This is a genomic window from Pseudomonas sp. SM4 (assembly GCF_051913165.1).
Classification (GTDB): Bacteria; Pseudomonadota; Gammaproteobacteria; order Pseudomonadales; family Pseudomonadaceae; genus Aquipseudomonas.
Genome location: NZ_JBODOE010000008.1, coordinates 161,813 through 183,365, shown reverse-complemented (window position 1 = coordinate 183,365; position 21,553 = coordinate 161,813). Strand labels below are relative to the sequence as shown.

Here is a 21,553-nt window from a genome sequence, read left to right as displayed (position 1 = left end):
TACATCAGACCCATCGCATTCAACCTTTTGGGGCTGCTACGCAACCCATCGGGGATAAATCCCCTCACCACAAAAGCCCCTCACCACAATTCCCTTCTCACAGAAGCCCTTCAGCATGAATCAGTGTTCAATGTGTTCTTCCGGCCGTTTCGCGCGGCGGCCGTCTTCTTTCGACAGCTGCGAGAAGATCGTCGCGGCCAACATCGCCATGATCCCGACAGTGACGAAGGTCAGTTGGAAGGCACCGAGCACAGTCTCCACACCATCATTACCGACCTCCGCCGTAAACCCGCCAAGCAAAGCACCCGCGCACGCCACGCCCAGACTCAACGACAACTGCGCGACCACCGACAGCAAGCTGTTGCCGCTGCTGGCGCTCGCATCATCCAGATCAATCAACGTCACCGTGTTCATCGCCGTAAATTGCAGCGAGTTGATCGCGCCAAGCACCGCCAGCAAACACAGTAGCAACCAGTACGGTGTCTGTTCGCTGACCAGTCCCATACTCGCCAACATGATCCCCAGCGCAAGCGTGTTGCCGGTGAGGACGATGCGATAACCAAGCCGCTCAATCAGCGGTCGCGCCACCCACTTGGCGATCATCGCCGCAGCCGCCAGCGGCAACATGCTCATCCCCGCTTGCGACGGTGAATAACCCAGCGCCACTTGCAGCAGCAACGGCACCAGAAACGGCAACGCGCCGCTGCCCAGACGCGCAAACAGGTTGCCGAGAATGCCGACGGCAAAGGTGCGGGTCTTGAACAGCGACGGCGCAAACAGCGGGTTTTCGATGTGCCCGGCGCGCAACCAGTACGCCGCCAGACAGGCCATGCCGCCGAACAGCAGCAACATCACCCGCAGGTGCGGCAAGTGCAGTTCGCCGAGGCCTTCCATGGCGATGGTGATGAGGATCATCGCCGCGCCGAACAGCAGGAAACCCAAACTATCGAAGCGAGTACGCTCGGTGCCGCGCAGGTCGGGGATGAACTTCCACACCGCATAGCAACCGATGACGCCGACCGGCAGGTTGATCAGGAAGATCCAGTGCCACGTCAGGTATTCGACCATCCAGCCGCCCATGGTCGGGCCGATCAACGGGCCGAGCAGACCGGGAATGGTGATGAAGCCCATGATCCGCACCAGTTCGGATCGCGGATAAGCACGCAACACCACCAGGCGCCCGACCGGCAACATCAGCGCACCGCCCAGGCCCTGAATCACTCGGGCGCCGATCAGCATGCTCAGGCTGCTCGACAGCGCGCAAAGCAAAGAGCCGAAGCTGAACAGCAGGATCGCGCCGAAGAAGATTTTCTTGGTGCCGAAGCGGTCGGCGATCCAGCCAGAGGCCGGGATCAGCAATGCCACGGTGAGCATGTAAGAGATGACCACACCCTGCATGCGCAACGGATCCTCGGCGAGATCGCGGGCCATGGCGGGCAGGGCGGTGTTGAGAATGGTGCCGTCGAGGGACTGCATGAAAAACGCAATGGCCACGACCCACGGCAACCAGCGGGCGGTGATGGCGTCGAGAGGCGGGCGGTTGGGCATGGAACCTCTGATGGGTAGTTAATCCAGATTCTTGTTCAAACATGAAACCCTGTGGCGAGGGGATTTATCCCCGATGGGTCGCGCAGCGGCCCCAAAAAAGCGGGACTGCTGCGCAGTCCATCGGGGATAAATCCCCTCGCCACAGTTTCTATTCCAACAGTTGATCCCCTGTGTGCCGGGGATCTTTGTTTTACAGGGTCAAGGTCAAACGGCTGACCAACGCGCCCGGCAGCAATGCCGACGAGGTATTGCGCTGGCTGTACGTACTCGCCGACAAAAGCAACTCGCGCTCTGCCGTCAGCGCCTCCAGTTGCGAACCCAGCAGACTGTAAGCGCTGTCGTCAAAACGCATGGTGCTCACCGGCGCCTGAATTTCGCCGTTCTCGACCCAGAAGGTCGCAAAACGAGTCATACCGGTCATGCGCGCCGCCGGTTGATCCGAGAAGTTCAGGTACCACAGGTTGCTGATGTACAACCCGGTGCCCAACTGCTTGAGGATCTCTGCCTGAGACAGATCACCGGCAGCCATGTTCAGCGCACTCGGCGATTCACCGCCGCTGGCACCGTTGGCCGTCAAGCCGTATTCGGCGGCACTGCGCGAGCCGACCAGTTGATCGCCAGCCTTGCCCTCGACGATCAAACGCAGATCACTGCGCGGATAACCTTCGCCGGAAAACGCCGGGCTCAGTGAGTCGCTGACCTTTTCGTCCAGCGACACCAGTGGGCTGAACGCCTGATCGCCGACATACAACTTCTGCAACGGGCTGCTTTTGCTGGCAATCGACTGCGCCGAGAAACCGCCCCAGCTCAACATGCCCATGATTTCTTCCAGCGCCGCTGGCGCCAGATACGCGCGGTACTGCCCCGGTGCCAAGGTGCGCAACGGCCGACCGAGAAATTCCAGTTGCTCGCGCGCCTGAGCAAAGCGCTTGGCGAACCCCTCGCTGCTCCAGTCATGCCCGGCGTAGCTGGCTTTCACCGCTTCGCCATTGTCGTGGAACAGGCTGAAATCGAAGTTGAAACTGTTGGCCTGATGCCAGCCGAACGCCCCCGAAGAACTGGCGAAACCACGGCTGATCGGGCCGGCGGCATAGAATCCCACCAAGTCGAGACCTTCAGCCGCCGCGCAGATTTCATCGACCACCTGTTCCGTGTCCGGCAACGGATGTTCCTGCACGTTCTGGCTCTGCCAGCCGTTGTGGTTGAGCAGCAGATACGGATCCTGCGGCAGCAGCGGCAGGGTTTCGCGCAGTTGTTGCAGACCTTCGGCGAGGCGTTGCAGATCGCCTTCCTGATCACCGGACAGGGTGACTTGCAGGTCGGCATGACGCCCGTCGTTGATCAGCTTCAGAACGATGTTGGCCTGCTGCACTTGCCCGGCCTGGCGCACCTTGGCGTGGTTGAAACGCACGAACGCCGAAGACTCGGCGGCATAGCTGAGGGTGAACTGTTCCGGCTCGCGTACGCTGTCGCGCAGCCAATTGACCATGACCTTGAAGGCGTCGGACTGACTCTTCGAAATGCTCATCAGGCGTCTCCCCCAAACACATCAACGTTGCTGAATACACAGGCCGGCGAAGCGTGGCCGACGCGGATCACCTGGTTCGGTTCGCCCTTGCCGCAGTTCGGCGTGCCGAGCACCTTGACGGTGTTGGCGTCGCCGACGGCGCGCAGGCTTTTCCAGAAGTGCGCGGAAATCGCCCGGTAGTTCGGGTTTTTTACCACGCCTTTGAGTTCACCGTTCTCGATCAACTGGCCCCATTCGCAGCCGAACTGGAATTTGTTGCGCGCATCGTCGATCGACCACGAACGGTTGGTGCTCATCAAAATGCCGTGCTCGATGCCTTCGATCAGTTTGTTCAACGGCTGATCACCCGGTTCGATATTGAGGTTGGCCATGCGGTCGATCGGCGCGCGGTTCCAGCCGCAGGCGCGGCTGTTGGCGACGCCATCCATGCCGGCACGGAACTGCGACAGCGCACCGCCCAGCGGCCGCAGCAGCAGGCCTTCGCGAATCAGAAATTGTTTGCTGGCCTGGGTGCCGTCGTCGTCATGGCCATAGCTGGCGAGCTCTTCGGGAATGCCCGGATCGAAGGTCACGTTGAGCAGTTTCGAGCCGTATTGCAGGCTGCCGAAGTCGCTGGCTTTGACGAAACTGGTGCCGGCGTAATTGCGCTCGTCGCCGAGGATGCGGTCGAGTTCCAGCGGGTGGCCGATGGATTCGTGGATCTGCAGCATCATCTGATCGGGCATTAACAGCAGGTCGCGCGGGCCTTGCGGCGTGTTCGGCGCGAGCAGCAGTTGCAGCGCCTGATCGGCGACTTGCGGGCCAGCACCGATCAGTCCGCAACGGCTGATCACGTCCGCGCCGCCCTGTTGGCCGAAGTTTTCGCGGCCGAGGCTGCGGGTCTGGCTGTCGTTGCCGTCGTAGGCGGTGACGTCGAGGCCTGGGTAGACGAAGCGCTGGGCCTGGCGCAATTCAGCCCCGGCGCTGCTCAGGTAGATCTGTTCGACGTGGGTGATGCCGATGCTCACTTCCCAGTTCACCAGGCGCTCATCCTTTGGCACCGAGGCGGATTCCGCACCGAGCAGCTCGAAGCATTCGCTCAGGGACGGAAAGGGTTGTTCGAGATTGGGTGAAAAGTAATCAGCGCGGTCGCTGGACACCGGCTGATCACGCAGGTCGAGCAAGGCGTGCGGCTTGAGCCGGCGGGCTTGCAGTTCGGCGCGTTCAAGCGCGGCTTGCAGGCCTTGTTGCGACAAGTCATTGGTGGCCGCGTAGGCCTCAACGCCATTGACGCGAACGGTGAGCATCGCACCTTCGTCACGGCTCAGGCTCGGTGGTTCGGCGACGTTCTTGCGTACCGACAGGTACTGGCCGGACTCGCGTACATACCGCAGGGAAAAAAACTCAGCGCCCGTGCGCAAGGCAGCGAAGCGCTGCTTGAGCTGGGGGTGGAAATCGAACATTCGGGAACCTCCTTGTCAGGGGGAAGCGGTAGAGCTACGGCGAGGAAGGGGGTGAAACGGTTGCGCGAGGTCTAGAGTAGGCCTGCGGGGGGGTAGGATCAAGTGAAGAGGGGGTGTAGGGGGTTTTACTGTGCAGCGAGGGAATTTGTGCTGAATCTCAGGGCCCCATCGCTGGCAAGCCAGGCTCCCACAGGTTTTTTGCTGAACACGATATGTGTGAACGACACAAAACCCTGTGGGAGCTGGCTTGCCAGCGATCAGCCTTGATGCGCTATCAAGTCTTACTGAGCAGCCGGGGTGATATCACGCATCGGCTTGCCTTTGACCGGTGCATCGCCCGCTACGTAGTACGGCGCGGTGCTGCGTGGCAGCGGCTGGCGGCCACGGATCTTGTCGGCGATTTTCTCGGCGATCATGATCGTCGGCGCGTTCAGGTTACCGGTGGTAATGATCGGCATGATCGAGGCATCGACCACACGCAGGCTCTGCATGCCGTGCACGCGACCTTCGCCATCCACTACAGCCATCTCGTCGGTGCCCATCTTGCACGAGCAGGATGGGTGGAACGCGGTTTCGGCGTGCTCGCGGATGAACTTGTCCAGCTGCTCATCGGTTTGCACTTCGATGCCCGGGCTGATTTCGCGGCCACGGAAAGCGTCCAGCGCAGGTTGCTGCATGATTTCACGGGTCAGGCGGATGCCGTCGCGGAATTCCTGCCAGTCTTGCTCGGTGGCCATGTAGTTGAACAGGATGCTCGGGTGCTGGCGCGGGTCTTTCGACTTGGCCTGGATGCGACCACGGCTCGGCGAACGCATGGAACCCATGTGCGCCTGGAAACCGTGCTCTTTCACACCGTTGCTGCCGTTGTAGTTAATCGCCACCGGCAGGAAGTGGTACTGAATGTTCGGCCATTCGAATTCCGGACGCGAACGGATGAAACCGCCGGCTTCGAACTGGTTGCTGGCGCCGATGCCGGTGCCGTTGAACAGCCATTCGGCACCGATGGCCGGCTGGTTGTACCAGAGCAGCGACGGGTACAGCGAAACCGGTTGGGTGCAAGCGTATTGCAGGTACAGCTCAAGGTGATCCTGCAGGTTTTCACCGACGCCCGGCAGATCGTGAACGACCGGGATGTCGAGGGATTTCAGCAGCTCGGCCGGGCCGACACCGGAACGCTGCAGAATCTGCGGCGAAGCGATGGCGCCGGAGCACAGCAGCACTTCTTTACGCGCTTTGGCTTCAACGCGCTCTTCCGCCGAACCGACCAGGTAACGCACGCCAACCGCACGCTTGCCTTCGAACAGAATCTTGTCGGTCAGGGCGTGGGTGACGATGGTCAGGGTCGAACGCTTTTTCGCGGTGTCGAGGTAGCCACGGGCGGTGGAAGCACGACGGCCGTTCGGCGTCACGGTGCGGTCCATCGGGCCGAAGCCTTCCTGCTGGTAACCGTTCAAGTCTTCGGTGCGCGGGTAACCGGCTTGTACGCCAGCTTCAACCATGGCGTGGAACAGCGGGTTGTTGCCAGCCTTCGGCGTGGTCACGCTGACCGGGCCTTCGCCACCGTGGTAATCGTTCGGGCCGATGTCGCGGGTTTCGGCTTTGCGGAAGTACGGCAGGCAGTCGAGGTACGACCAGTTTTCAAGGCCCGGCAGTTTCGCCCAGCCGTCGTAGTCCATCGCGTTGCCACGGATGTAGCACATGCCGTTGATCAGCGAAGAACCGCCGAGGCCTTTGCCGCGACCGCATTCCATCCGGCGACCGTCCATGTGTGGCTCGGCGTCGGTTTCGTACGCCCAGTTGTAGCGACGACCTTGCAGCGGGAACGCCAGAGCAGCCGGCATTTGCGTGCGGAAGTCGAGGCGATAGTCAGGGCCGCCTGCTTCGAGCAGCAGAACGGTGACGCCGGCGTCTTCAGTCAGACGGGTCGCCAGGGTGTTACCGGCCGAGCCGGCACCGATGATGATGTAATCGAATTCTTGGGACATTGGATGCACCCTCTTTAGATATGGTCAGGTCTGACCTCGGCGAGTGCTGCGCACTCGAATCGCTGGCAAGCCAGCTCCCACAAAGATTGGGGGCTGCCACAGATTTGATGGACGACCCCAAACCTGTGGGAGCTGGCTTGCCAGCGAAGAGGCCTTCGCGGGCAATGCAAATCTCGGGTTAGAACACCGAAACGTAATCGCCCAGCTCGACCTGTACCGATTTGATGCGGGTGAAGTTGTTCAGCGAGCTGATGCCGTTTTCACGGCCAACACCCGACTGCTTGTAGCCGCCGACCGGCATTTTTGCGTCGGACTCGCCCCAGGCGTTGATCCAGCAGATACCGGCTTCCAGTTGATGAATCACGCGGTGCGCGCGGTTCAGGTCTTTGGTGACGATGCCGGCGGCCAGGCCGAAGTCGGTGTCGTTGGCGCGGCGGATCACTTCTTCTTCGGTTTCGTAGGAGAGGATCGCCATCACCGGACCAAAGATTTCTTCACGAACGATGGTCATGTCGTCGGTGCAATCGGTGAACACGGTTGGAGCGACGAATGCGCCTTTGGCGAATTCGCCGTCGGTCAGACGCTCGCCGCCGCACAGGACGCGGGCGCCTTGCTCTTTACCCTTGGCGATGTAGCCGAGCACGCTTTCCATGTGCGCGAAGCTGACCAGCGGGCCGAAGTTGGTGTTTTCGTCTTCCGGGTTGCCGATGCGGATGCGTGCAACGCGCTCAACAATCTTGGCTTCGAAAGCGGCTTTCAGGTGCGCCGGAACGAACACGCGAGTGCCGTTGGTGCAGACCTGACCGGAGCTGTAGAAGTTGGCCATCATCGCGGTGTCGGCAGCGCGATCGAGATCGGCGTCGTCGCAGATGATCAGCGGGGACTTGCCGCCCAGTTCCATGGTCACGTCTTTCAGCGACGATGCCGAAGCGCTGGCCATCACCTTCTTGCCGGTGTCGGTGCCGCCGGTGAAGGAGATTTTTTCGATGCGCGGGTGCTCGGTCAGCCAGGTGCCGACTTCACGGCCGCTGCCGGTCAGCACGTTGAACACACCGTTTGGAACGCCGGCTTCGGTGTAGATCTCGGCCAGTTTCAGGGTGGTCAGCGAGGTGACTTCGCTTGGCTTGAAGATCATCGCGTTACCGGCCGCCAGGGCTGGCGCGGATTTCCACAGCGCGATCTGGATCGGGTAGTTCCACGCGCCGATGCCGGCAACCACGCCCAGTGGCTCGCGACGGGTGTAGACGAAAGAAGTGTCACGCAGCGGGATCTGCTCGCCTTCGATGGCGGGCACCAGGCCTGCATAGTATTCCAGCACGTCAGCACCGGTAACGATGTCGACGTACTTGGTTTCGGAGAAGGATTTACCGGTGTCCAGGGTTTCCAGCGCGGCCAGTTCATCGTTGCGCTCGCGCAGGATGTCGACGGCGCGACGCAGGATGCGCGAACGCTCCATGGCGGTCATCGCGGCCCAGATTTTCTGGCCCTTTTCAGCGCTGACCACGGCGCGCTCGACGTCTTCCTTGGTCGCACGTTGCACCAGTGCGAGGACTTCACCGTTAGCCGGGTTGATGGCTTCGAAGGTGGCATCGCTGCCGGCGTCAGAGTACGCGCCATCGATGTAAAGTTTTTGCAGTTCGAAACGGGCCATAGTGTCCTCGCAAGTGCATTGGTGGTTGGCGTTGACCACCGCGGTGAGGCTGCGGTGGCGTTCAGGGGCCGAGCGTTTTCTGTGTGCTCTAGCTCACCTTCTTGGCCAATTGGAAATCCATGTATTCGTAAGCGATCTGTTGCGCCTGCGCCGTGTCGAAAGCGTCTCCCGACAAAGCGCCGCGCAACCACAAACCGTCAATCAACGCTGCCAGGCCACGCGCTGCGCTGCGCGCATCTTCGAGCGGCAACACACGGCGGAACTGGCAGCACAGGTTGGAATACAGACGGTGATCGTTGATCCGCTGCAACCTGTGCAATGACGGCTGGTGCATGCTGGTGGCCCAAAAGGCCAGCCAGGTTTTCATTGCCGGGCCATTGACCTGGCTGGCGTCGAAGTTGCCTTCGATGATCACCTGCAGATGCGCCCGTGGGCTGTCATCTGCCAGCGCCTGACGGCGCGCGGTGACGCTCTCGCTGAGGGCAGTCATCAGATACCGCATCGTGGCGGCAATCAGGCCGTTCTTGTCCTGAAAGTAATGACTGATGATGCCATTCGAGACACCGGCCAAACGGGCGATCAGCGCAATGCTGGCGTCCCCCATTCCGACCTGATCGACCGCCTGCAAAGTGGCTTCGATCAGTTGTTGGCGGCGGATGGGTTGCATACCGACCTTGGGCATCTTGCACATCTCCTTAGGCCTTCCGAGCGGCGAATGACGCCTATCGGATTGACGGCCAGTCTATTTTGTTTTGATTGAACGTTCAATCAACAAAGAATAAGATCTGCGACAAATCGTCGCTGCCTACAGATTTTTCCTACGTGTAAGTGGCGATAAAACCGACATCCGAAAATGCTCGAAACCTGTATGGGGCATGGCGCGGTTCGCGATTCGATGGACGTGTTGAAAGGGCAAGACGCTCAGGGCCAGGTTTCGGATGAACGTCCGTCCACCTTCGGCCACGAAAGCGATTCGCAGCGCCATTTCGGCAGGTTCGGGCTTTTTTCGGGGTGTCTTTATATCACCCGCCGGTCGGCTGCCAACTAACCGATTGGTCGGGTTCCGTGTTGCCTTGTGTTCTTCTCTCGCACTGCCTGGAGCATTTGTGCCATGAGTTCTGCCTCGCTTATAAAGACCCCGCCCGAGAAGGTGACGGTCAACGGTTGGGTGTTTTACACCTCTACCGCGCTGATTCTGTTGTTGACCGCCATTCTGATTATCGCCCCGCAAGAGGCCGGCAGACTGTTGGGTATCGCTCAGGCCTGGTTGTCGCGCAGCTTCGGCTGGTACTACATGGTGGTCATCGCCGCCTACCTGGTGTTTGTGGTGGGCCTGGCGTTTTCCTCGTACGGCAAACTCAAACTGGGCAGCAAGGACGACACCCCGGATTTCAGTTACGGCGCCTGGGCGGGGATGCTGTTCTCGTCGGGTATCGGTATTTCGCTGCTGTACTTCGGCGCGTCCGAGCCACTGGATCACTACTTCAATCCGCCGGAAGGCGCCTCGGCCAGCAACCTGGCCGCACGTCAGGCGGTGCAACTGACTTTCCTGCACTGGGGCCTGCACGGCTGGGCGATCTATGCGCTGGTCGGTCTGGCCGTGGCGTACTTTGCGTACCGTCATAACCAGCCGCTGGCGTTGCGTTCGGCGCTGTATCCGCTGGTCGGCGAGCGTTGGGTCAAAGGCGCGGCCGGTCATGCGGTGGACGGTTTCGGCATGTTCGTGACCCTGCTGGGTCTGGTGACGAACCTGGGGATCGGTTCGCTGCAAGTGTCGTCGGGCCTGGAAAACCTGTTCGGCATGGAACACAGCAACACTAACCTGTTGATCGTGATCATCGTGATGAGCACCGTTGCGACCATCGCTGCCGTGTCCGGCGTGGAAAACGGCATCCGTCGTCTGTCCAACCTGAACATCGTGCTGTTCAGCGGTCTGCTGATTTTCGTGCTGTTGTTCGGCCCGACCTTGCACCTGCTCAACGGCTTCGTGCAGAACATCGGCGATTACCTCAATGGCATCGTGCTGAAAACCTTTGACCTTTATGTGTACGAAGGCGACAACGCCAAGTCCGAGCGCTGGATGGGCCTGTGGACCCTGTTCTATTGGGCATGGTGGATTTCCTGGGCGCCATTCGTCGGCATGTTCATCGCGCGTATTTCCCGTGGTCGTACCGTGCGTGAACTGGTCGCCGGCGTGCTGCTGATTCCGCTGGGCTTCACCTTGGCCTGGCTGTCGATCTTCGGTAACTCGGCGCTGGACCTGGTGATGAACCATGGTGCGGTGGAACTCGGCAAGACGGCGCTGGAACAGCCGTCGATGGCGATCTATCAATTGCTTGAACATTACCCGGCGTCGAAAGTCGTCATCGGTGTGTCGATCTTCGTTGGCTTCGTGCTGTTCCTGACCCCGGCCGATTCTGGCGCGGTGATGATGGCGAATCTGTCCTGCAAGGGCGGCAACGTCGACGAAGATGCGCCGCACTGGCTGCGGATCTTCTGGTCGGTGGTGATCACCTTGGTGACCATCGGTCTGCTGTTTGCCGGTAACTTCGAAGCCATGCAAACCATGGTGGTGCTGGCCGGTCTGCCGTTCTCGGTGGTGTTGGTGTTCTTCATGTTCGGCCTGCACAAGGCGATGCGCCAGGACGTGCAGATCGAACAGGAGCAAGCGCAATTGGCAGAGCGCGGTCGTCGCGGTTTCAGCGAGCGTCTGACGCAACTGGATCTGCAGCCGAGCCAATCGGTGGTGCAGCGTTTCATGGACAAGCAAGTCAGCCCGGCGCTGGAAGACGCCACCGCGCAGATGCGTGCGCAGGGTCTGGAAGTGCAGACGCTGTTGGGTAAATCCAAGCGCTGCATGGGCGTGCGCGTCGAGATGGAAGAGGGCAACCCTTTCGTTTACGAAGTCAGCCTGGACGGTTATCTGGCGACGCCGACTGAATCGGCGCAGTCCGATGAAGCACGCCAGCGTTACTACCGCGCTGAAGTGTATTTGCACAACGGCAGCCAGGATTACGACCTGATGGGCTTCACGCAGGATCAGATCACGCGGGATGTGCTCGATCAGTTTGAAAGCCATCGGCAGCTCCTTGGCCGGGTGTATAGCTAAGACTTGAAGTTCTGCAGTGCAATCAGCCGCACCGCAGAACCATTGTGGCGAGGGGATTTATCCCCGATGGGCTGCGAAGCAGTCCTGCAACCGTCAAACGCGGTTTTCCTGGATTACCGCGTTTGACGACTTGGGGCCGCTTCGCGGCCCATCGGGGATAAATCCCCTCGCCACAGATCCTGTATTCACAGCTGAATATCTGCACTAACAAAAACGCCGCGATCCTCTCGCGGCGTTTTTGTGTCCGGGGTTGTTACCCCAGGTTCTTGCCCAGCAACGCGTGATACAGCTCGCTGTCGCCCAGGATCCCCACCACATGATTGTTATCGTGCAACACCAGCTTGTTGCCGGTCTGATAACGAATCTGCAAGGCGTCACGCATGCCGATGTTCGAGTCCACCAGCGTCGGCTTGCGCTCCAGCCCTTCTACCGCTTGCCCCGGCGCCCAGTTCTGCAGGTCCAGCACCGAACCGTTCTGCCGCGCGCCCTTGATGGTGTTGCCTTCCGCCAGGTCCAGCCACGAATCACCGCCCGGATCCAGACACACCGAACCGTTGATGCGTTTGCACTTGTCCAGCGTGCGCATCAGGCTGCGCCCGCAGAGCACGTTGAGCGGATTGGTGTGCGCGACAAAGGTCCGCACATAGTCGTCCGCCGGGTTCAGCACGATCTCTTCCGGCACGCTGTACTGGATGATCCGGCCGTCCTTCATGATCGCGATGCGGCTACCGAGCTTCAGTGCTTCATCAAGGTCGTGACTCACGAACACAATGGTCTTGCTCAGCTTGCGTTGCAGTTCCAGCAGTTCATCCTGCAGGCCCTGACGGATCAGCGGGTCGAGTGCCGAGAACGGTTCGTCCATCAGCAAAATATCGGCGTCCATCGCCAGCGCCCGCGCCAGACCGACACGCTGCTGCATGCCGCCAGAGAGTTCGTCGGGCTTCTTGTTGCGCCATTGCGTCAGGCCGACCAGTTCGAGTTTGTCGTCGACCAGTTTGCGCCGTTCTTTCTCCGGACGACCCTGCATTTCCAGACCGAAACTGATGTTCTCGCGCACCGTCAGCCATGGCATCAGGGCGAACTTCTGGAAGACCATGGCGATGCGTTTGGTGCGCATCATTTTCAGCTCGGCGGGGGTGCAGGAGGCGATGTCGATCTGCTTGCCCTCATGCTCGACGAACAGCTTGCCACGGCTCACGGTGTTGAGGCCGTTGATGCAGCGCAAGAGGCTCGACTTGCCCGAACCGGACAGGCCCATCAGTACACAGATTTCGCCTTTGTTGATGTCCAGCGTGGCTTTTTCCACGCCGACGATCTGCCCGGTTTTCTTCAGGATCTCGTTGCGGGTCATGCCCTGATCGAGCAGCTTGAGCGCCTCGCGTGGATCCTTGGAGAAGATTACGTCTACGTCTTCGAAGCGAATTATGCTCATGCGTCACCCCCTACTTTGGCGTCGGGTTGTTTGCAGATACGGTCGAGCATGATCGCCAGCAGTACGATCGCCAGGCCTGCTTCGAAGCCCAGGGCGATATCAGCAGTGTTCAGTGCGTTGACCACCGGTTTGCCGAGTCCGTCGGCGCCTACCAGTGCCGCGATCACCACCATCGACAGCGACAGCATGATGCACTGGGTGATGCCGGCAGCGATGCTCGGCATGGCGTGTGGCAGTTCGATCCGTGAGAGCAATTGACGACGCGAGCAGCCGAAGGCTTTGCCGGCGTCCATCAGTTCTTGCGGGACATCGCGGATGCCCAGGTAGGTCAGGCGGATCGGCGCAGCGATGGCGAACACCACCGTGGAGATCAGGCCCGGCACCACACCCAGCCCGAAGAGGGTCAGGGTAGGAATGAGGTATACGAAGGTCGGTACGGTCTGCATCAGATCGAGTACCGGACGCATTAATGTGTAGAACATCGGTTTGTGCGCGGCGACGATGCCCAACGGCACGCCGATGACCACGCAGACCAGGGTCGCGAACAGCACCTGGGCGAGGGTTTCCATGGTTTCCTGCCAGTACCCCAGATTGAGGATCAGCAGAAAGGAAGCGATGACGAAAACGGTCAATCCCCATTTGCGCTGGATGAAGTGCGCGAGCAGGGCGATGAGGCCGATCAAGACAAAAGGGTTGAACCAGGTGAGCGCAAACGTCACGCCGTGGATCATCGTTTCCAGTGTCACGGCGATTGCGTCGAAGGTGTTGGCGCCGTGTTGCGTCAACCATTCAACGAAGCCCGCGATGTACTGGCCTAAAGGTATTTTCTGATCAATCAGCATGGTAGTGAACGTCCGCATGCAAGGAAATAAACAGCCCGAGGGAGCAAGCTCCCTCGGCATAAGCGATTACTGAGCTATCTTGGCTTTCACGGCCTCCAGGCCAGGTTTACCGTCAATGGTGGTCACGCCAGCGAGCCAGGTATCGAGCACCTGTGGATTCTTTTTCAGCCAGGCCTTGGCGGCCGCGTCAGGCTTCATCTTGTCGTCGAGGATGTTGCCCATCAGTTCGCTTTCCATGTCGACGTTGAACTCCAGGTTCTTCAGCAACTGCCCGACGTTGCTGCATTCCTCGGCGTAACCCTTGCGGGTGTTGGTCGCCACGGTCGCCGCACCGAAATCAGGGCCGAAGAAATCATCGCCACCGGTCAGGTATTGAATCTTGAAGCGCTTGTTCATCGGGTGTGGCGCCCAGCCGAGGAAGACCACGGCGGTGTCGCGTTTTTGCGCGCGATCAACCTGCGAGAGCATGCCCGCTTCGGAGGATTCGACGACTTTGAAACCGGCGGTTTTCAGGCCGAAGGCATCCTTGTCGATCATGCTCTGGATCAGGCGGTTGCCGTCGTTGCCCGGCTCGATCCCGTAGATCTTGCCGTCGAGTTCTTTTTTGAATTTGGCGATGTCGGCGAAGTCATGCAGACCTTTGTCATACAGGGCTTGCGGCACGGCGAGGGTGTACTTGGCGCCCTTGAGGTTGGTGCGCACGGTTTCCACCGTGCCGGCGTCGCGGTAGGCCTTGATGTCGTTTTCCATGGTCGGCATCCAGTTACCGAGGAACACGTCCATGTTCTTGCCGTCGGCCAGCGACTTGTAGGTCACGGGTACGGAAATCATGGTGGTCTTGGTCTTGTAGCCGAGGGCGTTGAGGACAACGGAGGTGGTGGCGGTGGTCGCGGTGATGTCAGTCCAGCCGACATCGGAGAAATTCACGGTACTGCACTGCGCCGGTTCTGCAGCTTGCGCCAGTAACGGCAGACTCAGCATGGCGGCCAATAACAACGACGGGGAACCTTTCATGGATGGACTCCTTGGTGTTTTTTTTGGCAGTGTTCCGACTGTGGACCACCGCACTTATAGGTTGCGGTTGGATGGCGTTCTGGAGACAGCTCTACCACGGCGCCTTGCAATCGAGTCATAACGATCATGTACCAGTGAAAATCTGACGCCTACAGGGGGGGTCGTATCCAGTACAGGGATGGTCGTATCTAGTGTCGGTGACGTCGTTTACAGCTTTTTTCTGCCCCGATCAGCCCTCTGAACCGCACAAAAACGGTGAAAACCGGGGCGAAAACGGCGCGGCGCTGGTGGACATGAGTGCGTCGGTGCCAGACGCCGTGCGTTCCGACAAAAGCCTGATGATGCGGGCATTCCGGCGGATCGCAGCTTGAGCGTAGCAGCTCCGCCAGCGGGCGCTTTCGCGTCCCGGACCGGCATCCTCAGGAGCTCTGCAGCAATGGCTATCAGCGTTTTCGACCTGTTCAAAATCGGCATCGGCCCTTCCAGTTCCCACACCGTCGGGCCGATGCGCGCGGCGGCGTTGTTTGTCGAGTCGTTGCGGGGCCAGCATCACCTGGAACAGGTGCGGCGGATCGAAGTGCAGCTGTTCGGTTCGCTGTCAGCCACCGGCATCGGTCACGGCAGCGACAACGCGGTGATCATGGGCCTGATGGGCGAATGGCCGGACGCAATCGACCCGGCGCAGATTGGCCCGCGCATTCAGGCACTGCGTGAAACTCACACGCTTTTATTGGATGGTCGTTTATCGGTGCCGTTTGTCTGGGCGCGGGACATGCGCCTGATCGATGAAAACCTGCCGTTCCATCCCAATGCCATGACGATTGTTGCTGAAGGCGATCACGGTGAATTGCATCGCGACACCTACTATTCGGTTGGCGGCGGTTTTGTCGTGGATGAAGCGCAGGCGTCCAGCGGTGTCGTCGATCTGGATCGCACTGAATTGCCGTATGACTTTTCCAGCGCGGTTGAACTGCTGGATCTGTGCAAGAAGAACAACTTGCGCGTCGCTGAATTGATGATGGCTAACGAGAAGGTCTGGCGCAGCGAGGAAGAAATCCGCGCTGGGCTAATGAAACTGTGGCGGGCGATGCAGGATTGCGTCGAGCAGGGGCTCAAGCACGAAGGCATCCTGCCCGGCGGTTTGAATGTGCGGCGGCGTGCGGCGAAGTTGCATCGCAGTCTTCAGGAATTGGGCAAGCCCAATGTGATTGGCTCGACGCTGAGTGCGATGGAGTGGGTCAACCTGTTTGCGTTGGCGGTGAATGAAGAGAACGCAGCGGGCGGGCGCATGGTCACGGCGCCGACCAATGGTGCGGCGGGGATCATTCCGGCGGTGTTGCACTATTTTATGAAGTTCAGCGAAGCGGTGACGGACGCCAACGTGGTCGACTACTTCCTGAGTGCGGCGGCGGTGGGGATTCTGTGCAAGAAGAATGCTTCGATCTCGGGCGCCGAGGTGGGCTGTCAGGGTGAAGTCGGTTCGGCGTGCGCAATGGCGGCGGCGGGGCTGGCGGAAATTCTCGGTGCTACGCCGGAGCAGTTGTGCAACGCGGCGGAGATTGGCCTGGAACACAACCTTGGGCTGACCTGCGATCCGGTCGGCGGTCTGGTGCAAGTGCCGTGTATTGAGCGCAATGCGATTGCCGCGGTAAAAGCGATCAACGCGGCGCAGATGGCGCTGCGCGGGGATGGTCAGCACTTTATCTCGCTGGATCGGGTGATTCGCACCATGCGTGATACCGGTGCCGACATGCATGACAAATATAAAGAGACCTCGCGCGGTGGGTTGGCGGTCAGTGCCGTCGAGTGCTGAGACCGAGTTGCCCCTATCGCTGGCAAGCCAGCTCCCACAGGTTCTGTGGTGATACAGATATCTTGATCATACTGAAAATCCATGTGGGAGCTGGCTTGCCAGCGATAGCGTCAGACCAGTCAAAACTGCGCGCTAAGTGAACACGGTCAATAAACCACGCCACCTTTTAGCGCGTCGCAATCAGATAAGAGTCTTTCCCAGCTGTTACACGCGCCCAGCCCTCCTACCGTCTGTCACCCGTGCTTGCGGTGACACTCCCCGCAAACCGCGCGCAGGCCAGTTCCCACAAGTGCTACCGATTTGCTCACAGCCACCTGAACCGCGCTTTCCCCGTCGCTGATGGCACTTCGAAATACCTTTCGTCGGACGGCTCGTATAGACGCGTCGCGACGTCGTTTTCAGGAGTTATTGAACGGCCATCCAATTTTAGGCATGGCAATTGCTCTGTCATAACAAAGCCCGTCTCCCACGCGAGAACGCTGGCAATAACAAGAGCCTCCGCCTGAGGCCATCACCCGCTTTGTGTGAGGAGATACCGCGATGACGTCGTTCAACTCCGGGGCCCAACCCCAGAACCGTGCGCCTCAATCCATCGGCTTTCTGCTGCTGGACAATTTCACGCTGATTTCTCTGGCCTCCGCAGTAGAACCCCTGCGCATGGCCAACCAATTGTCCGGTCGCGAGCTGTATCGCTGGAGCACCCTCACCGTCGATGGCGGCCAGGTGTGGGCCAGTGACGGTCTGCAAATCACTCCTGACGCCTCCATGCACAAAGCCCCGCCACTGGACACCGTGATCGTCTGCGGCGGCATCGGCATTCAACGCACCGTTACCCGTGAGCACGTCTCGTGGCTGCAAAGCCAGGCGCGTCAGTCCAAGCGTCTCGGCGCCGTGTGCACCGGCAGTTGGGCACTGGCCTGCGCCGGGTTGCTCGACGGTTTCGATTGCAGCGTGCACTGGGAATGTCTCGCGGCGATGCAGGAAGCTTTCCCGCGCGTGGCCATGAGCACGCGTCTGTTCACTCTCGACCGTAACCGTTTCACCAGCTCCGGCGGCACCGCGCCGCTGGACATGATGCTGCACCTGATCAGCCGCGATCACGGCCGTGAACTGTCCGCCGCGATCTCGGAAATGTTTGTCTACGAACGCATCCGCAACGAACAGGATCACCAGCGCGTGCCGCTCAAGCACATGCTCGGCACCAATCAGCCGAAACTGCAGGAAATCGTTGCGCTGATGGAAGCCAATCTGGAAGAGCCGATCGACCTGGATGAATTGGCGGTGTACGTCGCCGTGTCGCGTCGACAGCTGGAGCGGTTGTTCCAGAAATACCTGCACTGCTCGCCGTCGCGTTACTACTTGAAGCTGCGCCTGATCCGCGCCCGGCAATTGCTCAAGCAGACGCCGATGTCGATCATCGAAGTGGCTTCGGTGTGTGGGTTTGTATCGACGCCGCACTTCTCCAAGTGCTACCGCGAATACTTCGGCATTCCGCCGCGTGACGAGCGCGTAGGTTCCAATACCACCCAGCAAGTGGCGATGCTGCCGCTGCCGCAAGCGATCGTGATGTCGCCGCTGTCGGGGCCGATGTCGGCGTTGAGTCAGGCGCGCAATGAGTCGACGTTTGCCAGCGTAAGGCTCTGATAAGGATCGTTCCCACGCTCTGCGTGGGAACGCAGCCCGGGACGCTCTGCGTCCCAAAAAACCGAACGCGGAGCGTCCGTTGAGGCATTCCCACGCAGAGCGTGGGAACGATCATGCGTTCCAATGTAGGAGCTGCCGAAGGCGGCGATCTTTTGATCTGCTGTCAGGCGCTGTGGCTTTGCTGGAAATTGGCGAGTGCCGGCAACAACTGTTTGTCGATCGCCTGCCGCACTGCCGGCTGGATACTGGCGCCGCTGGTGTACATGTCCTTGACCATCTTGCGCAGTTCAAACGCGCGAACATTATCCAGACCGCGCACCGCGCACTCGCAAGCCTGCTCGGCGGTCGTACCACTGGGTACTTGAATACCCAACGCCTTGAGCTGGCCCAACAGATCTTCCTGGTCAATCAAATCGGCGTACATCATCACGCAAATCCTTCTGTGGCAACGGAGGTCTTGATTCGATTCTGTAAGGCTGGGGCGGGCACGGCAAGGGCGTTTTGTCAGCGTGGCCGCGACGACTATGAACAGGTCGTTTTCGGCTAACTCGTCAACAAGGGGAGTGGGCACACTGGCGCAAGCTCGCTTCACGAAGGTTTGGTCACCCTCGCAAGGCAGCTCCTCAACAGTAGCTTGCGCCCCGATCCTGTCACGGCTGGTATCGGGGCTTTTTTTGGCCTGCTGCAAAGCGAAAGATCGCAGCCTTCGGCAGCTCCTACATTGGAATGCGTTTCTCTGTAGGAGCTGCCGAAGGCTGCGATCTTTTAACGGTCTATCTTTGCAACACGAGGATCCGCGACAACAACTCATCCCGGTCGATATAGCAGCCCTGAAAATGCCGCGCCCCCGTGCCCGGGTCAAACGCATTGCGCGCATGCAACGTGCGGCGGTTATCAAAGCACCACAGCTCGCCGGGATTGAGCCGCTGCATCAGCCGAAACCGCGGCTCGCGGGTCATCGCAATAAACCGCCGATACGCCCGATACAACAACGGCATCTGTTCCACCGACGTCTCAAACGCCCCGCGCAAGAAGTCCGCCATGCGAATCTCGGCGACCCTGCCCAGAGCATCCAAAGCAATGATCGGCGCCAGGCAGCGATAGTCGCTATGCCGATCCTTATTGCGAAACTCCACGGGGATTTCACACAACGCCTGAAACGCCGCCGGATCTTCGCTGCGCAACGCATCGGCAATCGCGAAACCGTCGACAAAAATACTCTCGCCGCCCTCGGCGTCATTCACCAGGCAATGCAGAAATTGCAGCCCCGGTTGCAGCTCGCGAGTGGGCAGGTCGGTGTGCAACGGCAGGTTGAAAGCGGTGTAGGCATTGCTGTCGGCATCGGCCTTCGATTGCACATTGAACAGCACGCCGAAGTTGCTCTCGCGGATGAACGAAATACGTTGGGCAATGAGCTTCAGCGAACCGGGCTCGGTGGGCACGCCACGCACTTGCGTCAGGCCGATGTCGCGGATGGCGATCATCCATTGCAGCAGGGCGGCGTTGTCATTCATCAGCGCCGCGTACTCGAACACCGGCAACTGCAAATCGCTGCGCCACAGATAGGGTTTCGGTTTGCCGGCCAATCGTTCGGCACGGGAATCGTCGTCGTAGGCGTGTGCGCGCAACCAGCCCGGATCGAAACGGCTGAGATGGCCGTCCTGCCAGTCGATGCGCAGGCAGCCGTCGGTATCGATGTGTGCGGCTGCGGGTTTCAGATCTTCAGCGGCGTCGACAATCTCGAAAACCTGCTCACGGGTGACGTTGTAGACGCAACGTTCACACGGGCAATTGTCCCGCAGCCAAACGTGGTGAAACGGGCTGATGCGACCGTCAGCCCATTCAATGGCCTCGCGATCCGCCAGGCTCTGCACGCCGCTTAGCGCGCTGATCAACGGATAAGTACGGAAGTCGGCAACAGCGGCAGCGGTGTTCATGGCGGCTCCTTGCGATCGATGGAATTACCGGGCGGGTGGCAGCGCAATAACGCGGCCGATGTAAGCGGGAGCGGGCAGGTCTTTCTGCTCGGTGACGATGGCTTGCAGACGGCTCAAGGTGTCGGCGCTGAACGGTGCCGAGCGCGGACCGACGAGATCGACGTGGAGGAGCATTTGTTCGTTGCCGGCCAGTTCCTGATCCTCCCCAACCTTGTGCAGGCTGTGATAGAGGTGCAGGCGCTTGCTGTCGTGGCCGATGATTTGCGTGTGTACTTCGACTTCGCTGTCGAGCTTCACTTCGTGCAGATAGTTGAGGTGCAGTTCGAGGGTGAACAGCGAGTGGCCGCTGGCTTCGCGGTTGTTGCTGTCCATGCCGAGGCGATCCATCAGGGCGTCGGTGGCGTAGCTGAAAATCAGCAGGTAGAAGGCATCGCGCAGGTGGCCGTTGTAGTCGACCCAGTCGGGGATGATTTTGGTTTGGTAGGTGGTGAGGGTGGGCATGTTTTCTCCTGGCGCGATCGTTCCCACGCTCTGCGTGGGAACGCCTCCTGTGACTCTCTGCGTCACGCTTCTGGGACGCGGAGCGTCCCGGGCTGCATTCCCACGCAGAGCGTAGGAACGATCATTAAACGGCCTATTCGCTGAAACTCATCCCATGCTTCTCCTTGGTGGTCTTCACCGCCTCCAGCACCGCCAGCAAGCAATCATCACGATAGCGTTCCAGCGCCGAAATGCTGTGACGGCCGAGCTGATCACTGGTGCCATCGACCACATCATCGATCAACTTGTCAGTCAGTTCCGGCGCCGGCAGATAGGTCCACGGCAACTGCAACGCCGGGCCGAATTGCGACATGAAGTGGCGCATCCCGGCATCGCCACCGGCCAGCGTATAAGTCAGGAACGTGCCCATGAACGACCAGCGCAATCCAGCGCCAAAACGGATCGCATCGTCGATCTCGCCCGTGGTCGCGACACCGTCGTTGACCAAATGCAGCGCCTCACGCCACAGCGCTTCGAGCAAGCGATCGGCGATGAATCCCGGCACTTCCTTGCGCACATGCAGCGGGCGCATGCCGAGGGATTCGTAGACTTTCATCGCCGCCTGAACGGCTTCCGGCGCGGTGTTTTTGCCTCCGACCACTTCCACCAGTGGCAGCAGATAAACCGGGTTGAACGGGTGGCCGACCACGCAACGTTCCGGATGCGTCGAGCTCTCGTAGAACTCGCTCGGCAACAGCCCCGAAGTGCTCGAACCAATCAACGCATTCGGCTTGGCTGCTGCGCTGATTTTGCTGTGCAGATCGAGTTTCAGCTCCAGACGTTCCGGGGCGCTTTCCTGAATGAAATCGGCATCGCGCACGCATTCTTCGATGGTCGCGACAAAGCGCAGACGATCCTGCGATGCGCCTGGCGCCAGACCGTTTTTCTCCAGCGCACCCCAGGCATTGGCCACGCGTTTGCGCAGCGCCGCTTCAGCGCCGGGCGCCGGGTCCCAGGCCACGACATCCAGCCCATGGGCCAGCGCACGGGCTACCCAGCCACTGCCGATGACACCGCTGCCCAGCGCGGCGAAGGTTTTGATTTCAGTGATAAAGCTCATAGGAATTT

General features: G+C 60.0%; 16 protein-coding genes. 3 read left to right on the top strand and 13 right to left on the bottom strand.

Annotated features, from left to right (window positions below; translation table 11 throughout):
* Nucleotides 1-120: 120 nt before the first annotated feature.
* The 6 genes from mdtD to betI form a co-directional block, all read right to left on the bottom strand.
* Nucleotides 121-1,548, bottom strand: coding sequence for a multidrug transporter subunit MdtD (gene mdtD / locus ACQ4MY_RS16925; protein ID WP_158833458.1), 1,428 nt, complete (start codon nt 1,546-1,548; stop codon nt 121-123).
* Between the two features lie 190 nt (nt 1,549-1,738).
* The gene (locus tag ACQ4MY_RS16920) at nt 1,739-3,076 is read right to left on the bottom strand and encodes a TldD/PmbA family protein (RefSeq protein ID WP_440095890.1); all 1,338 of its coding nucleotides are present in this window, start codon (nt 3,074-3,076) and stop codon (nt 1,739-1,741) included.
* Nucleotides 3,076-4,518 (bottom strand): TldD/PmbA family protein, encoded by a 1,443-nt coding sequence (locus ACQ4MY_RS16915; protein WP_158833454.1) that lies wholly within the window; start codon nt 4,516-4,518, stop codon nt 3,076-3,078. The genes ACQ4MY_RS16920 and ACQ4MY_RS16915 overlap by 1 nt, the downstream gene beginning before the upstream one ends.
* 281 nt (nt 4,519-4,799) lie before the next feature.
* Nucleotides 4,800-6,503, bottom strand: a complete 1,704-nt coding sequence (betA, locus tag ACQ4MY_RS16910) for a choline dehydrogenase (protein WP_008085774.1) — start codon at nt 6,501-6,503, stop codon at nt 4,800-4,802.
* A 178-nt stretch (nt 6,504-6,681) separates the two neighbouring features.
* Nucleotides 6,682-8,154 (bottom strand): betaine-aldehyde dehydrogenase, encoded by a 1,473-nt coding sequence (gene betB, locus ACQ4MY_RS16905; RefSeq protein WP_440095889.1) that lies wholly within the window; start codon nt 8,152-8,154, stop codon nt 6,682-6,684.
* Between the two features lie 88 nt (nt 8,155-8,242).
* Nucleotides 8,243-8,836 carry a transcriptional regulator BetI gene (betI, locus tag ACQ4MY_RS16900; protein WP_008085771.1) on the bottom strand — a complete coding sequence of 198 codons (594 nt, stop codon included), beginning with the start codon at nt 8,834-8,836 and terminating at the stop codon, nt 8,243-8,245.
* Nucleotides 8,837-9,265: 429 nt separating this feature from the next.
* Between betI and betT the strand changes: the two genes are divergently transcribed.
* Entirely contained in the window at nt 9,266-11,263 is a 1,998-nt protein-coding gene (gene betT / locus ACQ4MY_RS16895; RefSeq protein WP_038363124.1) for a choline BCCT transporter BetT, read from the top strand.
* A gap of 253 nt (nt 11,264-11,516) precedes the next feature.
* Here the strand turns inward: betT and choV are convergent, their stop codons facing one another.
* The 3 genes from choV to ACQ4MY_RS16880 all read right to left on the bottom strand — a co-directional run bounded on the left by choV (nt 11,517) and on the right by ACQ4MY_RS16880 (nt 14,551).
* Complete coding sequence (gene choV, locus ACQ4MY_RS16890; protein WP_008085766.1) at nt 11,517-12,695, bottom strand: choline ABC transporter ATP-binding protein; 1,179 nt, start codon at nt 12,693-12,695, stop codon at nt 11,517-11,519.
* Nucleotides 12,692-13,537, bottom strand: coding sequence for a choline ABC transporter permease subunit (gene choW / locus ACQ4MY_RS16885; protein WP_008085763.1), 846 nt, complete (start codon nt 13,535-13,537; stop codon nt 12,692-12,694). The genes choV and choW overlap by 4 nt, the downstream gene beginning before the upstream one ends.
* 66 nt (nt 13,538-13,603) lie before the next feature.
* Complete coding sequence (locus ACQ4MY_RS16880; RefSeq protein ID WP_158833444.1) at nt 13,604-14,551, bottom strand: choline ABC transporter substrate-binding protein; 948 nt, start codon at nt 14,549-14,551, stop codon at nt 13,604-13,606.
* Between the two features lie 436 nt (nt 14,552-14,987).
* Here ACQ4MY_RS16880 and ACQ4MY_RS16875 point away from each other — a divergent pair, with 436 nt between their 5' ends.
* Nucleotides 14,988-16,364 carry an L-serine ammonia-lyase gene (locus ACQ4MY_RS16875; RefSeq protein ID WP_440095887.1) on the top strand — a complete coding sequence of 459 codons (1,377 nt, stop codon included), beginning with the start codon at nt 14,988-14,990 and terminating at the stop codon, nt 16,362-16,364.
* A gap of 540 nt (nt 16,365-16,904) precedes the next feature.
* Entirely contained in the window at nt 16,905-18,008 is a 1,104-nt protein-coding gene (locus ACQ4MY_RS16870) for a GlxA family transcriptional regulator (protein ID WP_007949927.1), read from the top strand.
* Nucleotides 18,009-18,171: 163 nt separating this feature from the next.
* On the opposite strand, the gene ACQ4MY_RS16865 is transcribed toward ACQ4MY_RS16870, so the two are convergent.
* The 4 genes from ACQ4MY_RS16865 to ACQ4MY_RS16850 form a co-directional block, all read right to left on the bottom strand.
* Complete coding sequence (locus tag ACQ4MY_RS16865) at nt 18,172-18,435, bottom strand: hypothetical protein (RefSeq protein ID WP_400754496.1); 264 nt, start codon at nt 18,433-18,435, stop codon at nt 18,172-18,174.
* A 346-nt stretch (nt 18,436-18,781) separates the two neighbouring features.
* The gene (locus ACQ4MY_RS16860) at nt 18,782-19,945 is read right to left on the bottom strand and encodes a gamma-butyrobetaine dioxygenase (protein ID WP_440095885.1); all 1,164 of its coding nucleotides are present in this window, start codon (nt 19,943-19,945) and stop codon (nt 18,782-18,784) included.
* 24 nt (nt 19,946-19,969) lie between these two features.
* Nucleotides 19,970-20,446 carry a thioesterase family protein gene (locus ACQ4MY_RS16855; RefSeq protein WP_440095884.1) on the bottom strand — a complete coding sequence of 159 codons (477 nt, stop codon included), beginning with the start codon at nt 20,444-20,446 and terminating at the stop codon, nt 19,970-19,972.
* A 133-nt stretch (nt 20,447-20,579) separates the two neighbouring features.
* On the bottom strand, nt 20,580-21,545 hold the full coding sequence (locus ACQ4MY_RS16850; protein ID WP_011336297.1) for an L-carnitine dehydrogenase: 966 nt from the start codon (nt 21,543-21,545) through the stop codon (nt 20,580-20,582).
* Nucleotides 21,546-21,553: the final 8 nt, after the last annotated feature.

Excerpts from the sequence above, each read along its gene's own strand:
- ACQ4MY_RS16875 (WP_440095887.1), top strand. The coding sequence starts at position 14,988 with ATGGCTATCAGCGTTTTCGACCTGTTCAAAATCGGCATCGGCCCTTCC.
- ACQ4MY_RS16865 (WP_400754496.1), bottom strand. The coding sequence starts at position 18,435 with ATGATGTACGCCGATTTGATTGACCAGGAAGATCTGTTGGGCCAGCTC.
- ACQ4MY_RS16915 (WP_158833454.1), bottom strand. The coding sequence starts at position 4,518 with ATGTTCGATTTCCACCCCCAGCTCAAGCAGCGCTTCGCTGCCTTGCGC.
- ACQ4MY_RS16880 (WP_158833444.1), bottom strand. The coding sequence starts at position 14,551 with ATGAAAGGTTCCCCGTCGTTGTTATTGGCCGCCATGCTGAGTCTGCCG.
- ACQ4MY_RS16920 (WP_440095890.1), bottom strand. The coding sequence starts at position 3,076 with ATGAGCATTTCGAAGAGTCAGTCCGACGCCTTCAAGGTCATGGTCAAT.
- mdtD (WP_158833458.1), bottom strand. The coding sequence starts at position 1,548 with ATGCCCAACCGCCCGCCTCTCGACGCCATCACCGCCCGCTGGTTGCCG.
- betI (WP_008085771.1), bottom strand. The coding sequence starts at position 8,836 with ATGCCCAAGGTCGGTATGCAACCCATCCGCCGCCAACAACTGATCGAA.
- betT (WP_038363124.1), top strand. The coding sequence starts at position 9,266 with ATGAGTTCTGCCTCGCTTATAAAGACCCCGCCCGAGAAGGTGACGGTC.
- ACQ4MY_RS16855 (WP_440095884.1), bottom strand. The coding sequence starts at position 20,446 with ATGCCCACCCTCACCACCTACCAAACCAAAATCATCCCCGACTGGGTC.
- ACQ4MY_RS16850 (WP_011336297.1), bottom strand. The coding sequence starts at position 21,545 with ATGAGCTTTATCACTGAAATCAAAACCTTCGCCGCGCTGGGCAGCGGT.
- choV (WP_008085766.1), bottom strand. The coding sequence starts at position 12,695 with ATGAGCATAATTCGCTTCGAAGACGTAGACGTAATCTTCTCCAAGGAT.
- choW (WP_008085763.1), bottom strand. The coding sequence starts at position 13,537 with ATGCTGATTGATCAGAAAATACCTTTAGGCCAGTACATCGCGGGCTTC.
- ACQ4MY_RS16860 (WP_440095885.1), bottom strand. The coding sequence starts at position 19,945 with ATGAACACCGCTGCCGCTGTTGCCGACTTCCGTACTTATCCGTTGATC.
- betA (WP_008085774.1), bottom strand. The coding sequence starts at position 6,503 with ATGTCCCAAGAATTCGATTACATCATCATCGGTGCCGGCTCGGCCGGT.
- ACQ4MY_RS16870 (WP_007949927.1), top strand. The coding sequence starts at position 16,905 with ATGACGTCGTTCAACTCCGGGGCCCAACCCCAGAACCGTGCGCCTCAA.
- betB (WP_440095889.1), bottom strand. The coding sequence starts at position 8,154 with ATGGCCCGTTTCGAACTGCAAAAACTTTACATCGATGGCGCGTACTCT.